We start from the raw sequence: 13,979 nt of genomic DNA on the forward strand, positions 1-13,979 counted from the left end.
CATCGCGCTCTTCGAGGGCATGACGGTGCTCGACAACGTCATGACCGGGCGGCTCACCCACATGCACGCGGGCATCGCCAGCCAGGCGCTGTGGTGGGGCAAGGCCCGCAACGAGGAGATCGCCAACCGCGAGGTGGTCGAGAAGGTCATCGACTTCCTCGAGATCCAGTCGATCCGCAAGACCCCGGTGGGGCGGCTGCCCTACGGGCTCAAGAAGCGGGTCGAGCTGGCCCGCGCGCTGGCCGCCGAGCCGTCGATGCTGCTGCTCGACGAGCCCATGGCCGGCATGAACGTCGAGGAGAAGGAGGACATGAGCCGCTTCATCCTCGACGTGAACGACGAGTTCGGCACCACCATCGTGCTCATCGAGCACGACATGGGCGTGGTGATGGACCTGAGCGACCGGGTGGTGGTCATGGACTACGGTAAGAAGATCGGCGACGGGCCGCCCGACGAGGTGCGCCGCAACCAGGACGTGATCGACGCCTATCTCGGCGTGTCGCATTGAGGAGACCGCAGACATGCTGAACGACATCTTCATCAAGCCCTTCGTGGACATGTTCACCGCGCCGGACTTCCTGCTGCAGGTGCTGTGGGAGGGGCTGGTCTCGGGCATCCTCTACGCGCTGATCGCGCTGGGCTTCGTGCTGATCTACCGCTCGAGCCGGATCTTCAACTTCGCGCAGGGCATCATGGTGGTCTTCGCGGCGCTGACGCTGGTGGGGCTGCACGCCATGGGCGTGCCCGCCTGGATCTGCGTGATCCTGACGCTGGGCGTGATGTTTGTGCTCGCCGTCTCGATCGAGCGGGTGGTGCTGCGCCCGCTGGTCGGCCAGCCGGACATCATCCTCTTCATGGCCACCATCGGCATCACGCTGTTCCTGATCGGCCTCGGCGAGATCATTTTCGGCGGCGAGAACAAGGTGATGATCACCGACGAGCTCGGCATCCCCACGGATTCGCTGGTGCTCGAGCCCTGGGGCGGGCTGCTGATCCTCGAGCAGAAGGACATCACGGCGGTGGTCGTGGCGGCCCTTCTGGTGGTGGCGCTGCTGGCTTTCCTCAACAAGACCCGCATGGGCCGGGCGATCCGGGCGCTGGGCGACGACCACCAGGCGGCGCTGTCGGTGGGCATCTCGCTGCAGCAGATCTGGGTTCTGGTCTGGTTCATCGCCGGCATCATCGCGCTGGTCACGGGCATCGCCTGGGGCGCGCGGGCGGGGGTCAGCTTCGCGCTCGAGGTCATCGCCTACAAGGCGCTGCCGGTGCTGATGCTGGGTGGACTCGAATCGATCACCGGGGCCATCGTGGGTGGCCTGTTGATCGGGATGCTCGAGAAGCTGTTCGAGATCTACTGGGGTCAGCCGCTTCTGGGCGGCAACACCGAGACCTGGTTCGCGTTCGTGCTCGCGCTGATCGTCCTGCTGTTCCGCCCGCAGGGGCTGTTCGGAGAACGCATCATCGAAAGGGTCTAGCGCCGGTCCGCGCCTCTGGCGCGGCAGGTCCTCCGGGGGGAGAGTCTGAGGCGCCGGAGGGCGGAGCCCCGTCACGCAGGGGTCCCGGCCAGCCTTCGGGCGAAAGACAGGTGAGACACGGTGCGCACCACGTGCCCGGGATCACCGAAAAAGGGCGGAGCCCCCTTCTGGGCTCCACGCAAGGAGGTGGGTGGCACCGGAAGGAGAACGGACGCCACCGCGCTAGGGAGAAGAAAGAGATGGCAAAGCTGATCGCGATCCTCAACGTCACCGCCTGGGCCGGCTTCTGGGCCTTCGGCTACCTCGCCCTGACCGCCAGTGGCGGTGCGGGCGGGCAGATGGTGACCGCGGTGATCCTTGCGGCAATCGGCGGGGGACTGGGGCTCTGGGCCTGGTTCTGGCTGGTGCGGCACTCGGAGGTGACGGGCTACGCGCCGGCGCCGAAGCGGGCCTATCCCGACGAGGACCTGCGCCTGCACGAAGGCAGTCTCTGACACCGCGCAAGCGGCTCTTACGAACGCGAATTCGCGGCGGACCCGTCCGACCGCACAGGTGCCTCGCGCGCCATCAGACAAGGGAGGAGAGGCCAGATGCTCTACCGCACGGCCGGACAATTCAAGACCAGCTACCAAGCCGACCAGGCGCTGTTTCCCGTCCGGCAGGACGCGGTACTCCTGGCGGTGATCCTGGCCTTCGCCTGGGTGATCTTTCCGCTGACGGCGAGCGAGTTCACCTTCCAGACGCTGCTGATCCCGATCCTGATCTACTCGCTGGCAGCGCTGGGGCTGAACCTGCTGACGGGCTACGCCGGGCAGCTGTCGCTGGGCACCGCGGCCTTCATGGGGGTGGGCGCCTACGCCTGCTACAAGATGGTCACGCTGATGCCGTGGCTGAACCCGATCGTGGCGATCCTGTTCTCCGGCGTGTTCAGCGCCGGGGTGGGCGTGGCCTTCGGCATCCCCAGCCTGCGGATCAAGGGCTTCTACCTCGCCATCGCGACGCTGGCGGCGCAGTTCTTCCTCGTGTGGCTCTTCGAGAAGTGGGGCTGGCTCTACAACTACAACGCCTCGGGCGCGATCCAGGTGCCGAACCTCGAGATCTTCGGGGTCTACGTCGCCGGCCCGCAGGCCTCGTCCATCGTGCAGTATTTCGTGGTGCTGGGAGTGGTGACGCTGCTCACCGTGGTCTGCATCAACCTCACCCGCGGCAACCTCGGGCGGACGTGGAAGGCGACCCGCGACATGGACATCGCGGCCGAGCTCATCGGCATCAACCTGATGCGCTCGAAGCTGACCGCCTTCGCCGTGTCGTCCTACGTGGTCGGTGTCGCCGGTGCGCTCTTCGTCTTCATGTGGCGCGGCGCGGCCGAGCCCAACCTCTTCGACATCCCGCTGAGCTTCCGCATCCTGTTCATCGCCATCATCGGCGGGCTCGGCTCGGTGCTCGGCAACTACCTTGGCGCGATCCTGATCGTGGGTCTGCCGGTGTTGCTGAACACGCTGCCCGAGGCGCTCGGCATCCCGATCAGCTCGGCCACCGTCGAGCACCTGAACATCATGATCGTGGGCTCGCTCATCGTCTTCTTCCTGATCATCGAACCGCACGGGCTGGCACGGCTCTGGGCGCTGATCCGGGAGAAGCTCATCATCTGGCCCTTCCCGCACTGACGGGACGGGCGAACCGCAGATCATCGGATAAAAAGGGAGGAGACCTTGAAGATGAAACAGTTCAAGAGGCTGGCCGCAGTGGCGGCGCTGGGCGCGCTCATGGGAACCACCGCGATGGCCGAGGGGCTCTCGACGCCGAACCTCGCCTACCGCACCGGGCCGTTCGCCGCGACGGGCATCCCGATCATGAACGGCCAGGCCGACTACATGGCCATGCTCAACGCCCGCGACGGCGGCATCGGCGGCATCGCCATCGACTTCAGCGAGTGCGAGACCGGCTACAACACCGAAAAGGGCGTGGAGTGCTACGAGAAGACCAAAGGCTCGGCGATCGTGACCCAGCCCTGGTCCACCGGCATCACGCTGCAGGTGCTGCCCAAGACCAACGTCGACGAGATCCCGATCCTCGCGCCCGGCTACGGCTTCTCGCCGATGGCGGACGGGGCGGTGTTCCAGTGGGCCTTCAACACCCCGCTGAGCTACTGGGACGGGGCCTCGATTATTCTGAAGTACCTCTCGGAAATGGGCGATCTGAGCGGCAAGAAGGTTGCCTTCCTGCACCTCGACCACCCGTTCGGCAAGGAGCCGCTGCCCTATCTCGAGATGAAGGCCGAGGCGATGGGCTTCGAGCTGCTGCCGATCCCGGTGGGCCTGAAGGAGATGCAGAACCAGTCGGCGCAGTGGCTGCAGATCCGCCGCGAGCGTCCCGACTACGTGGTGCTCTGGGGCTGGGGCGCGATGAACGCCGGCGCCATCACCGAGGCCGCAAAGACCAAGTACCCGATGGAGAACATCCTCGGCGTCTGGTGGGCCGGGCATGACGCCGACCTCAAGCTCGTGGGCGAGGACGGCAAGGGCTACAAGTCCGTCAGCTGGTCCTTCCCGAACCCCGACGCGCCGGTCATGGCCGACGTCAAGAAGTACGTGATCGACGCGGGCAAGTCGCAGACCAACCCCGAGGAGATGGAAGGCGTCTTCTACTCCCGCGGTCTGGTGATCTCGGCGATCCTTGCCGAGGGCATCGTGGTGGCGCAGGAACATGCGGGCAAGCCCGACATCTCTGCCTCCGATCTGCGCTGGGGTCTCGAGAACCTCAACCTCACCGAGGAGCGGCTCGAAGAGCTCGGCCTCACCGGCATGGGGCCGCCGTTCTCGACCTCGTGCTCGAACCACACCGGCCACTCCGGCGGCTGGATCCTCGAGTGGGACGGCGCGAAATTCGTGAAGGCGTCGGACCTCATCATGCCCGACAGCGAGGCCATCTCCGAGCTCGAGATGGCCAAGGCCAAGGAATACGCCGAGGCCAACGCGCCCTGGCCGGTCAACGAAGACTGCCAGATGTGAGCTGACACGACCGGCGGCGGCGCCAGCCGCTGCCGCCGGGCCGTGACCCATAGGAGAAAGATGAAATCATGCTGGACGCCGGGCGCACCGAGACCCTTCTCGAGGTCAACAATATCGAGGTGATCTACAACCACGTCATCCTCGTGCTGAAAGGCGTGTCGCTGTCGGTGCCCAAGGGCGGCATCACGGCGCTGCTGGGCGGCAACGGCGCGGGCAAGACCACGACGCTGAAGGCGATCTCGAACCTGCTGCACTCCGAGCGCGGCGAGGTCACCAAGGGCTCGGTCATGTATCGCGGCGAGCGCGTGCAGGATCTCGACCCGGCGGCGCTGGTGAAGAAGGGCGTGATCCAGGTGATGGAGGGACGCCACTGCTTCGAGCACCTGACCATCGAGGAAAACCTGATGACCGGCGCCTTCACCCGGCGCGACGGCAAGGCCGCGGTCGAGCGCGATCTCGAGATGGTCTACGACTATTTTCCCCGGCTCAGGGAGCGGCGCAAGTCGCAGGCCGGCTACACCTCGGGTGGCGAGCAGCAGATGTGCGCCATCGGGCGGGCGCTGATGTCGCGCCCCGAGACGATCCTGCTGGACGAGCCGTCGATGGGCCTTGCGCCGCAGCTGGTGGAGCAGATCTTCGAGATCGTGAAAGCGGTGAACGAGGGCGAGGGCACGTCGTTCCTGCTGGCCGAACAGAACACCAACGTGGCGCTGCGCTACGCGCATTACGGCTACATCCTCGAAAACGGGCGCGTGGTGATGGACGGCCCCGCGGCGGACCTGCGCGAGAACCCGGACGTCAAGGAATTCTACCTCGGCATGTCGGACGACGGCCGCAAATCGTTCCGCGACGTGCGCTCCTACCGCCGCCGCAAGCGCTGGCTGGCATGACACGGGGCGATGCGCTGCTTTCTCGGCCTGCCGGTTCCCGAGCCGCTGCTGCCGATCATGCTCGGGCTGCAGGAGGCGGTGCCGGTGGGGCGGCCGGTGCCCGAGGAAAACCTGCACCTGACGCTGGCCTTCCTCGACGACCAGCCCGAAGCGGTGCTGGACGAGCTGCACATGGCCCTCGACGGCAGCCCGCTGCCGGGCTGCGAGATGGCAGTCGCGGGGCTCACCGCCTTTGGCGGGCGGCGGGTGAAGCTGCTGGCGGCAGAGGTGGCGCGCGCACCGGGGCTCGTGGCGCTGCGCCGCGCGGCACTGAAGGCGGTGACCGCGGCGGGGATCGCGCTGCCGCGCGAGAGGTTCCGCCCGCACGTGACGCTTTTGCGTTTCGGCGCGGGGCTGGGTCCGGCGGACCGGGCGCGGTTCGAGGAGGCCGTGGCGCACCATGCCGGGGTGCGCTCCGACCCCGCGCCGGTCGAGGTGATGAGATTGGTGGGGTCGGTGCTGACGCCCGCGGGCGCGGTCTACGAGACCCTGGCGGAATACAGGCTGGACGCAGGATCCGGGGAAGACTGAAAGGGAGGCTCGGCTGAGCATGTATTACGACGACCTGGAAACCCGCAGCGCCGACGAGCGCGCCACGGCGCTGACCGAGGCGCTGCCCGCGCAGATCGCGCGAGCGCAGAAGTTGCCGGGCTATGCCACGTCGCTGGCCGGGATCGACGCGGCGTCGGTGACCGACCGCGCGGCGCTTGCCGCGCTGCCGGTGCTGCGCAAGTCGGCGCTGGTCTCGGCGCAGGGGGCGGCGGCGCCCTTCGGTGGCTACGCGGCGCGGCCTGCGCACGGCTTCGCGCATGTCTTCCAGTCGCCGGGCCCGATCTACGAGCCGGGCGGGGCCGAGCACGACTGGTGGCGGCTGGGGCGTTTCCTCAACGCCTGCGGCATCGGGCTGGGCGACATCGTGCAGAACTGCTTCGGCTATCACCTGACCCCCGCCGGCATGATCTTCGAGAACGGCGCGCGGGCCGTGGGCGCCGCCGTGCTGCCCGCCGGCACCGGCCAGACCGAGCTGCAGGCCCGCGCCGCCCATGACGTGGGCGTCACCGCCTACGCGGGCACGCCGGATTACCTGAAGCTGATCCTCGAGAAGGCCGACGAGATGGGGCTCGAGCTCAGAATCGCGCGGGCGGCGGTGTCGGGCGGGGCGCTGTTCCCGTCGCTGCGCCAGTTCTACGCCGACCGCGGCATCTCGTGCCGGCAGTGTTACGCGACGGCGGATCTCGGCATGGTGGCCTACGAGAGCGAGGCGATGGAGGGGATGATCTGCGACGAGCAGGTGATCGTCGAGATCGTGACCCCGGGCACCGGCGACCCGGTGGCCCCGGGCGAGGTCGGCGAGGTGGTGGTGACCACGCTCAACCCGGACTACCCGCTGGTCCGCTTCGCCACCGGCGACATGAGCGCGGTGATGGAGGGTGAGAGCCCCTGCGGCCGCACCAACCTGCGCATCAAGGGCTGGATGGGCCGCGCCGACCAGACCACCAAGATCAAGGGCATGTTCGTGCGCCCCGAGCAGGTCGCCGCGCTGGTGGCCAAACATTCCGAGATCGACCGGGCGCGTGTGGTGGCCAGCCGCGATGGCGAGATGGACGTGATGACCGTGCGCATCGAGACCGTTGCCGAGGATCCGGGCGCCTACGCCGGCACGATCTCGGAGGTGCTGAAGCTCAAGGGCATCGTCGAGCTGGTCAAGCCCGGCGGTCTGCCCCGCGACGGCGTGGTGATCGAGGACACGAGGCAATACGACTGACCGGCTGCGCGCCGCCCCCGGCGCGGGGACATTCACCGAGAGGGGGTTGACCCGCCAACGGCGCCCCCCATCTCACGGCTAACGCGGTTCAGCGCGTGTCTTCGGGTGATCCCCCCATCATGAACATCGTTCTTCTCGTCCTGGGCCTTGTCGGACTTGTCCTGGGAGGCGACGCGCTTGTGCGCGGCTCGGTCGCGCTCGCGCGCCGGCTCGGCCTGTCGCCGCTGGTCATCGGCCTGACCCTCGTCGGTTTCGGAACCTCTCTGCCCGAGCTGGTGACCAGCCTGCAGGCGGCTTGGGTCGGCTCGCCGGGCATCGCCATGGGCAATGTCGTCGGCAGCAACACCGGCAACATCCTCCTGATCCTCGGGATCGCCGCGCTGATGGCGCCGATCGCGGTCGAGCGCGCCGCCTTCCGGCGCGACGGCACGGTGCTTCTGGTTGCCACCGCGCTCTGCCTCGGCTGCACGCTGATGGGCGAGATCGGGCGGGTTGCAGGCGCCGCGCTGGTGCTGGCGCTTCTGGCCTATGTCGGCGGCACGCTGGTGCACGAACGCCGTCGCGCCACCGCCGCGCAGGCGGTCTTTGAGGCCGAGGCCCAAGTGTTCGACATCCCCGAAGGGCGCCCCTGGCGTGACCTGCTGCTGACTTTCGGCGGGCTCGCGGGGATCATCCTCGCGGCGAAGTTCCTCGTCACGGGCGCGGTGGGGCTGGCCCAGATGGCGGGGATTCCCGAGACGGTGATCGGTCTCACCATCGTTGCCGTAGGCACGTCGATGCCCGAGCTTGTCACCTCGGTGCTGGCGGTCCGCAAGGGGCAGGGCGACGTGGCATTCGGCAACATCGTCGGCAGCAACATCTTCAACATACTGGGCATTCTCGGCGTCACGGGGCTGGTGCAGCCGCTGGCCGTCCCGCCCGAGATCGTCCGGCTCGACATCTGGGTGATGCTCGGCGCGACGCTGGCCCTGACGCTCTTCGCGACGACCGGCTGGCGTGTCAGCCGGCGTGAGGGCGCGCTTCTGCTGGCGGCCTACGTGGTCTACGTGGGCTGGCTGGTGGCGACTGCGATCTGAGCGCCTCAGAGCAGCTCGAGCACCCGTTCCGGCGGCCGCCCGATCACCGCGCGGTCGCCGTCGATGGCGAGCGGGCGCTCGATCAGCTTGGGCTCTTCGGTCATGGCGCGCAGAAGGGTCTCGTCGTCGCTGTCGGGCGCAAGCCCCAGTGCGCGGAACGCGGGCTCGCCGCGGCGCATCATCTCGATGGCGGGCAGCCCGAGCGCGGCCTGCGCGGCGCGCAGCTCGTCGAGCGAGGGCGCGTCCTCGAGATACTTGCGGATCTCGGGGTCCACGCCGTGCTCCTGCAGCAGCGCCAGTGCTGCACGGGATTTCGAGCAGCGCGGATTGTGCCAGAGGATCACAGCCAGTCCTCCCGGCCGGTGCCAACCGCCTCGGCCACGTTGGCAAAGCCGTCGCGGGCGAGCAGGGCGTCGAGCCCGGTGACGATCTCGGGCACGAGGCTCATGCCGCCGTAGACCAGCGCGGTGTAGACCTGCACCGCCGAGGCGCCCGCGCGGATCTTGGCATAGGCCTGTTCGGCGTTCGAGACCCCGCCCACGCCGATCAGCGGCAGCTTGCCCTCGGTCAGCACCGAGAGCCGCGCCAGTACGCGGGTGGATTTCTCGAAGAGTGGGGCGCCGGAGACGCCGCCGGCCTGATCGCGCAGCGGCGACACGAGCCCTTCGCGCGAGAGGGTGGTGTTGGTGGCGATCACGCCCGAGACGCCCGAGGACAGCGCCACCTCGGCCACGTCCGCAAGGCCCGCCTCGTCGAGATCCGGCGCGATCTTGAGGAAAACCGGAATCGGGTGCGCCAGCGCCGCGCGCGCCTGCATGACCCCCGCCAGCAGGCCCGCCAGCGCGTCCTTGCCCTGCAGGTCGCGCAGCCGCTCGGTGTTGGGCGAGCTCACGTTGACGGTGGCGAAATCGAGCTCCTCGCCGCAGCGGCTCAGCACCTGCGCGAAATCGGCAGCGCGGTCGCTGCTGTCCTTGTTGGCGCCGAGGTTGAGCCCCAGCACCATGTCCCGGGGGCGGCGCATCAGGCGGCCCGCGACCGCCTCCATGCCGTCATTGTTGAAGCCGAAACGATTGATCGCGGCGCGGTCCTCGGTCAGCCGGAAGAGCCGCGGCTTGGGGTTGCCCGGCTGCGGCCGGGGCGTCACGGCGCCGACCTCGACGAAGCCGAAGCCCGATTGCGACAGCGCCTGCAGAGCCTCGGCGTTCTTGTCGAAGCCCGCGGCAAGCCCCACCGGGTTGGACAGCTCCAGCCCCGCCACCGTGCATGCCAGCCGGTCCGAGGTCAGCGTGCCGGCCGAGGGCGCTAGCCCCTTGCGCAGCGCCGCGAGGGCGAGGCCGTGGGCGCTTTCGGGGTCCATCCGGTGCAGCAGCGCGAGACCTGCGCGTTCGAACAGGCTCATGTCATGTCATCCGGGAACAGGTGGCCGCCGACTTCCAGCGGCAGCGGGCGCGACCAGCGCACGTCCGCCAGCCGCAGCGGGCCGTAGAGGTGGGGGAAGAGCGCACCGCCGCGCGAGGGCTCCCACTTCAGCTCGGGGCCGAGAGTGTCGGCCTCGAGCGCCAGCAGGTAGAGACCCTCTATGCCGTCGAAATGCTTGGACGCGGTCTCGCGCACCTGTTCGAGGGTCGAGAAATGCACATAGCCGTCGGCCACGTCGATGGGGGCGCCTGCGGTCTCGTTTTCGGCCTGCAGCGCGGCCCATTCTTCGGATCTGAGGATCTTGTAAATAAGCATGGCATCCAGATGCCGGGGAACGCCCCTCCGGTCAATCCCCGGCGAGGCGCCTTCGCCTCACAGCCAGCGGGCGAAATGCCGGTGGATGCGGGGGATGATCACCCAGATCATCGAGATCACGATGATCGGCACCAGCACGAGATTGCGCTGCCATATCTGCCAGTCGACGGTCAGCGGCGTGAGCGCGTAGATCAGCCCGGTGACAAGCGGATAGACCATGAGAAAGACCAAGACGGCGAAGCGGGGGCGGGAGGGGGCGCGGGCGGTGCGGGACATGTGCGTCTCCATAATGGAACGGAACGTATCGTTCCTATAAAGGCTGGCCTCCGGCGCTGTAAAGCCGTATGAGGGAAAAAACCTTGGACGATCGCCAGCAATGACCGAAAAACGCGCATCCATCGGCGCCCGACGCAACCCCGCGACCGAATCCGCCGTGCTGGATGCGGCGGTGGAAATCGTCGAGGAGCAGGGCATCGGCGCGCTCACCATGGAGGCGGTGGCCCGGCGCGCGCGGGCGGGCAAGGCGACGCTCTACCGCTGGTGGCCGACCCGCGGGGCGCTGCTGCTGGCGGTCTACCAGCGCCAGAAGACGATCACGAGCTACCCCGACACCGGCACGCTCGAGGGTGACGTGAAGGCCTTTCTGGACACGCTCTTCGCCCACTGGAGCCGCCCTGAAGGCGGCATCTTCCGCCACATCGTCGCGGCCTCGCAGGGCGACGACGATGTGCGCGAGGCGCTCGAGGCCTACCGGCAGGACCGGCTGGACAGCCTGTCGGTGCTGTTCGAACGGGCGGTGCAGCGCGACGAGCTCTCGGACGAGGTGCCGTCGCGGAGCATGGCGCAGGCGATGATGGCGATGGCCTGGCTGCACCTGCTCGTCAATCGGCTCGACGCCGACACCGGCGGCATCGCGCGGACCCTGGTGCGCGGCTGGACCCGGCCGTAACCCGATCCGGGCAGGCGTTTTCCGGGCATCGGCGCGCCGCGTCAAGGCAGTGTCGCCGAGCCGGGGCAGGGCAGGGGCAGCGGCGCTTTGACAGCGCCGCAGAAGCGTTGCAACATCCTTGACATAAATGCCTACAGAGAGGTTCTCCCGATGACTTTTCGTCTGCTGAGCAGTGCCGCGGCGCTTGCTATCACCGCTGGCGCGGCAAGCGCCGATTACTCGCTCACCATCCTCCACACCAATGACTTCCACTCGCGCTTCGAGCCGATCAGCAAGTACGATTCGACCTGCTCGGGCGAGGACAACACCGCGGGCGAGTGCTTTGGCGGCTCCGCCCGCCTGGTGACGGCGCTCGAAGACGCGAAGGCGCGGCTCGACAACTACCTGCTCGTCGATGGTGGCGACCAGTTCCAGGGCACGCTGTTCTACACCTATTACAAGGGCAAGCTCGCCGCCGAGATGATGAACAAGATGGGCTACGACGCGATGACCGTGGGCAACCACGAATTCGACGACGGCCCCGAGGTGCTGCGCGGCTTCGTCGATTCGGTCGATTTCCCGGTGCTGATGTCGAACGCCGACATCTCGGGCGAGCCGCTGCTCTCCGATGCGATCATGAAATCCACGATCATCGAGAAGAACGGCGAGAAGATCGGCCTCATCGGCCTCACCCCGCAGGACACCGACGAGCTCGCCTCGCCGGGTCCGAACATCGTCTTCACGGCCCCCGCCGACGCGGTGCAGGGCGAGGTCGACAAGCTGACCGAAGAGGGCGTCAACAAGATCATCGTGCTGTCGCACTCGGGCTACAAGGTCGACATCTCGGTGGCCGAGAACACCACCGGCGTCGACGTGATCGTCGGCGGCCACACCAACACCCTCCTGGGCGAGATGGACGGCGCCGAGGGGCCCTATCCGACCATGGTGGGCGACACCGCCATCGTCTCGGCCTATGCCTATGGCAAGTTCCTGGGCGAACTCAACGTGACCTTCGACGATGACGGCAAGGTCGTCTCGGCCGAGGGCGCGCCGCTGATAATGGACGCCTCCGTGGCCGAGGACGCGGCCACCGTCGACCGCATCGCCGAGGCCGCCGCGCCGCTGGACGAGATCCGCAACAAGGTGGTGGCCGAGACCTCGGACGAGATCGTCGGCTCGCGCGAGATGTGCCGCGCCGAGGAATGCCCGATGGGCAACCTGGTGGCCGACGCCATGCTCGACCGGGTCAAGGACCAGGGCATCGACGTCGCCATCTCGAACGGCGGCGGTCTGCGCGCCTCGATCGACGCGGGCGAGGTGACCATGGGCGAGGTGCTGACGGTGCTGCCGTTCCAGAACACGCTCTCGACCTTCCAGGTCAAGGGCAGCACCCTTGTCCAGGCGCTCGAGAACGGCGCCAGCCAGATGGAAGAGGGCGCCGGCCGCTTCCCGCAGGTCTCGGGCATGTCCTTCACCATCGATCCCTCGGCCGAGCCGGGCAGCCGGATCTCCGACGTCAAGGTCGGCGGCTCCGACATCGACCCCGAAAAGGTCTACGGCGTGGTGTCCAACAACTACGTGCGCAACGGCGGCGACGGCTACAAGATGTTCGTGGACGCCGAGAACGCCTACGACTTCGGCCCCGACCTCGCCGACGTGACGGCGGAATACCTCGCCGCCAACACCCCCTACACGCCCTACACCGATGGCCGGATCACCGTGAAGGAGTGATCCCCGCCGCCTGAACGGCTGCAGGACAGGGGAAGGGCGCGCGGACCGGGGTCTGCGCGCCCTTTCTGCATCCCGGGGCCTTCATCCGGCGGCCTGCATCCGGGGGGCTGTACCCGGCCGGACCTCACGCGCGACGCGGCGCGCGGGCGCGCATCGCCAGACCCGCGGCAAGGTTGCGCCCCAGCAGCACGATGTTCACCGCACCGGCACAGAGCTCCACCGCCTGCACCGTGGCGAAGGGCCCCGAAAGATCCCCCGCCCGCGCCCGCAGCCCGAGGAACACCGCCGCCGGGATCATCACCAGCAGCCCGTTGACCGCGGCCAGCCGCATCCGCCGCAGCTTGGCCCGCGCGGCGGGGCCGGGCACGCGCCCCGCCAGCCGGGCACCGCTCGCCCCGGCGGTGGCCAGCGCCCGCACCAGAAGCGGCAGCGCGTAAAGGATGCCCTGCCGCAGCACCACGACGGTGGCCGCAGACGCGCCCAGCTCGCACCAGAGCGCGAGCGACCAGAAACAGGCGACGAGGCCAAGCGCCGCGGCGCCGGAAACCCCATGCAGCGTGACGAGACGGGAACGGGACATTGCGACTCTTCTTTTGAATAGCGAGCTATGTATATGCTGATTGCATAGCGCGCTATGTAAGTATAGGCAAGCCCCATGAGCGATTTCGACAAGCACCGGTCCGCCGGCTATCTGGCCAACCACATGGCGCGGGTCTTCGCCCACGCCCTGGCCGAACGCATCCGCCCGCTCGGGCTGGCGCCGGGGCAGTTCATGACCCTGATCGAGCTCTGGCGCGAGGACGGGCTCACCCAGCGCGACCTCGTGGCCCGGCTCGACGTGGAGCAGGCCACCATGGCCAACACGCTGAAGCGGATGGAACGCGACGGGCTGATCACCCGCCGCGCCCATGACAGCGATTCCCGCGCCCGCACCATCCACCTGACCGAGCACGCCCGCGCCCTGCAGGGCCCCGCCGAGGCCGCCGCCAACGCGGTCAACGCTCAGGCCATGCGCGGCATGAGCGGCGCCGAGCGCAGCGACTTCATCCGCCTCATGACCCACGCCATCGACTCCTTGAAGCCCTGACCCTTCATCTTGCCGGATAAACTCCGGGGGAGTCCGCGCCAGCGGACGGGGGCAGCGCCCCCGGCTTCCGCGTCGCCTGGCGCAACGCCGGGCCACGTCCCCGACGCATCCGCCGCTGGCCAAACCGCGCGGGGACGGGCATCCTGCGCCGGGAACCCTGGGAGTCACCGATGCAAGGCCACTGCACCTGTGGAGAAATCGCCTACCGTCTCGCCGAGGCGCCGCTCGTCGTGCACTGCTGCC

At 68.3% G+C, this 13,979-nt stretch carries 17 protein-coding genes; 12 read left to right on the forward strand and 5 right to left on the reverse strand.

The window, feature by feature from the left end; genetic code table 11:
- The 9 genes from HC022_RS09520 to HC022_RS09560 form a co-directional block, all read left to right on the forward strand.
- Window positions 1-508, forward strand: a 508-nt coding sequence (locus HC022_RS09520) for an ABC transporter ATP-binding protein (RefSeq protein WP_167452265.1), incomplete at its 5' end; no start/stop codon positions are given.
- Between the two features lie 13 nt (window positions 509-521).
- Window positions 522-1,475, forward strand: coding sequence for a branched-chain amino acid ABC transporter permease (locus tag HC022_RS09525; protein ID WP_008883319.1), 954 nt, complete (start codon window positions 522-524; stop codon window positions 1,473-1,475).
- Window positions 1,476-1,714: 239 nt separating this feature from the next.
- Entirely contained in the window at window positions 1,715-1,969 is a 255-nt protein-coding gene (locus HC022_RS09530; RefSeq protein WP_008883061.1) for a hypothetical protein, read from the forward strand.
- Between the two features lie 96 nt (window positions 1,970-2,065).
- Window positions 2,066-3,142 carry a branched-chain amino acid ABC transporter permease gene (locus tag HC022_RS09535; RefSeq protein WP_008883067.1) on the forward strand — a complete coding sequence of 359 codons (1,077 nt, stop codon included), beginning with the start codon at window positions 2,066-2,068 and terminating at the stop codon, window positions 3,140-3,142.
- 51 nt (window positions 3,143-3,193) lie between these two features.
- Complete coding sequence (locus tag HC022_RS09540) at window positions 3,194-4,486, forward strand: ABC transporter substrate-binding protein (protein WP_167452266.1); 1,293 nt, start codon at window positions 3,194-3,196, stop codon at window positions 4,484-4,486.
- 68 nt (window positions 4,487-4,554) lie between these two features.
- The gene (locus HC022_RS09545) at window positions 4,555-5,376 is read left to right on the forward strand and encodes an ABC transporter ATP-binding protein (RefSeq protein ID WP_008882929.1); all 822 of its coding nucleotides are present in this window, start codon (window positions 4,555-4,557) and stop codon (window positions 5,374-5,376) included.
- A gap of 9 nt (window positions 5,377-5,385) precedes the next feature.
- Window positions 5,386-5,946, forward strand: coding sequence for an RNA 2',3'-cyclic phosphodiesterase (thpR, locus tag HC022_RS09550; RefSeq protein ID WP_167452267.1), 561 nt, complete (start codon window positions 5,386-5,388; stop codon window positions 5,944-5,946).
- A gap of 19 nt (window positions 5,947-5,965) precedes the next feature.
- The gene (locus HC022_RS09555) at window positions 5,966-7,180 is read left to right on the forward strand and encodes a phenylacetate--CoA ligase family protein (protein WP_175583519.1); all 1,215 of its coding nucleotides are present in this window, start codon (window positions 5,966-5,968) and stop codon (window positions 7,178-7,180) included.
- Window positions 7,181-7,299: 119 nt separating this feature from the next.
- Window positions 7,300-8,256 (forward strand): calcium/sodium antiporter, encoded by a 957-nt coding sequence (locus HC022_RS09560; protein ID WP_167452268.1) that lies wholly within the window; start codon window positions 7,300-7,302, stop codon window positions 8,254-8,256.
- Between the two features lie 5 nt (window positions 8,257-8,261).
- Here HC022_RS09560 and arsC read toward each other — a convergent pair whose 3' ends face one another.
- The 4 genes from arsC to HC022_RS09580 are packed head-to-tail and all read right to left on the reverse strand — an operon-like array spanning window position 8,262 to window position 10,266.
- Window positions 8,262-8,600, reverse strand: a complete 339-nt coding sequence (gene arsC / locus HC022_RS09565; RefSeq protein ID WP_167452269.1) for an arsenate reductase (glutaredoxin) — start codon at window positions 8,598-8,600, stop codon at window positions 8,262-8,264.
- Window positions 8,597-9,655 (reverse strand): quinone-dependent dihydroorotate dehydrogenase, encoded by a 1,059-nt coding sequence (locus HC022_RS09570; protein WP_167452270.1) that lies wholly within the window; start codon window positions 9,653-9,655, stop codon window positions 8,597-8,599. The genes arsC and HC022_RS09570 overlap by 4 nt, the downstream gene beginning before the upstream one ends.
- A complete protein-coding gene (locus tag HC022_RS09575; protein WP_008883452.1) occupies window positions 9,652-9,990 on the reverse strand; it encodes a DUF952 domain-containing protein in 339 nt (112 codons plus the stop codon). Before HC022_RS09575 ends, HC022_RS09570 begins: the two co-directional genes overlap by 4 nt.
- Before the next feature lie 57 nt (window positions 9,991-10,047).
- A complete protein-coding gene (locus HC022_RS09580) occupies window positions 10,048-10,266 on the reverse strand; it encodes a hypothetical protein (protein WP_167452271.1) in 219 nt (72 codons plus the stop codon).
- Window positions 10,267-10,366: 100 nt separating this feature from the next.
- On the opposite strand from HC022_RS09580, the gene HC022_RS09585 reads away from it, so the two are divergent.
- Window positions 10,367-10,939, forward strand: coding sequence for a TetR/AcrR family transcriptional regulator (locus HC022_RS09585; protein ID WP_167452272.1), 573 nt, complete (start codon window positions 10,367-10,369; stop codon window positions 10,937-10,939).
- A gap of 150 nt (window positions 10,940-11,089) precedes the next feature.
- Window positions 11,090-12,649 (forward strand): bifunctional UDP-sugar hydrolase/5'-nucleotidase, encoded by a 1,560-nt coding sequence (locus HC022_RS09590; protein WP_167452273.1) that lies wholly within the window; start codon window positions 11,090-11,092, stop codon window positions 12,647-12,649.
- Window positions 12,650-12,773: 124 nt separating this feature from the next.
- Here HC022_RS09590 and HC022_RS09595 read toward each other — a convergent pair whose 3' ends face one another.
- On the reverse strand, window positions 12,774-13,229 hold the full coding sequence (locus HC022_RS09595) for a hypothetical protein (protein ID WP_167452274.1): 456 nt from the start codon (window positions 13,227-13,229) through the stop codon (window positions 12,774-12,776).
- 75 nt (window positions 13,230-13,304) lie between these two features.
- Here HC022_RS09595 and HC022_RS09600 point away from each other — a divergent pair, with 75 nt between their 5' ends.
- A complete protein-coding gene (locus tag HC022_RS09600) occupies window positions 13,305-13,736 on the forward strand; it encodes a MarR family winged helix-turn-helix transcriptional regulator (protein WP_008883129.1) in 432 nt (143 codons plus the stop codon).
- The last annotated feature ends 243 nt before the right edge of the window (window positions 13,737-13,979 follow it).

This window comes from Salipiger sp. HF18 (assembly GCF_011806505.1).
Taxonomy (GTDB): Bacteria; Pseudomonadota; Alphaproteobacteria; order Rhodobacterales; family Rhodobacteraceae; genus Salipiger; species Salipiger thiooxidans.

Bases quoted from the DNA above. Each gene is read 5' to 3' on its own strand.
- HC022_RS09600 (WP_008883129.1), top strand. From the start codon at position 13,305: ATGAGCGATTTCGACAAGCACCGGTCCGCCGGCTATCTGGCCAACCAC.
- HC022_RS09555 (WP_175583519.1), top strand. From the start codon at position 5,966: ATGTATTACGACGACCTGGAAACCCGCAGCGCCGACGAGCGCGCCACG.
- HC022_RS09525 (WP_008883319.1), top strand. From the start codon at position 522: ATGCTGAACGACATCTTCATCAAGCCCTTCGTGGACATGTTCACCGCG.
- HC022_RS09580 (WP_167452271.1), bottom strand. From the start codon at position 10,266: ATGTCCCGCACCGCCCGCGCCCCCTCCCGCCCCCGCTTCGCCGTCTTG.
- HC022_RS09560 (WP_167452268.1), top strand. From the start codon at position 7,300: ATGAACATCGTTCTTCTCGTCCTGGGCCTTGTCGGACTTGTCCTGGGA.
- HC022_RS09590 (WP_167452273.1), top strand. From the start codon at position 11,090: ATGACTTTTCGTCTGCTGAGCAGTGCCGCGGCGCTTGCTATCACCGCT.
- thpR (WP_167452267.1), top strand. From the start codon at position 5,386: ATGCGCTGCTTTCTCGGCCTGCCGGTTCCCGAGCCGCTGCTGCCGATC.
- HC022_RS09595 (WP_167452274.1), bottom strand. From the start codon at position 13,229: ATGTCCCGTTCCCGTCTCGTCACGCTGCATGGGGTTTCCGGCGCCGCG.
- HC022_RS09570 (WP_167452270.1), bottom strand. From the start codon at position 9,655: ATGAGCCTGTTCGAACGCGCAGGTCTCGCGCTGCTGCACCGGATGGAC.
- HC022_RS09535 (WP_008883067.1), top strand. From the start codon at position 2,066: ATGCTCTACCGCACGGCCGGACAATTCAAGACCAGCTACCAAGCCGAC.
- HC022_RS09530 (WP_008883061.1), top strand. From the start codon at position 1,715: ATGGCAAAGCTGATCGCGATCCTCAACGTCACCGCCTGGGCCGGCTTC.
- HC022_RS09540 (WP_167452266.1), top strand. From the start codon at position 3,194: ATGAAACAGTTCAAGAGGCTGGCCGCAGTGGCGGCGCTGGGCGCGCTC.
- HC022_RS09545 (WP_008882929.1), top strand. From the start codon at position 4,555: ATGCTGGACGCCGGGCGCACCGAGACCCTTCTCGAGGTCAACAATATC.
- HC022_RS09575 (WP_008883452.1), bottom strand. From the start codon at position 9,990: ATGCTTATTTACAAGATCCTCAGATCCGAAGAATGGGCCGCGCTGCAG.
- HC022_RS09585 (WP_167452272.1), top strand. From the start codon at position 10,367: ATGACCGAAAAACGCGCATCCATCGGCGCCCGACGCAACCCCGCGACC.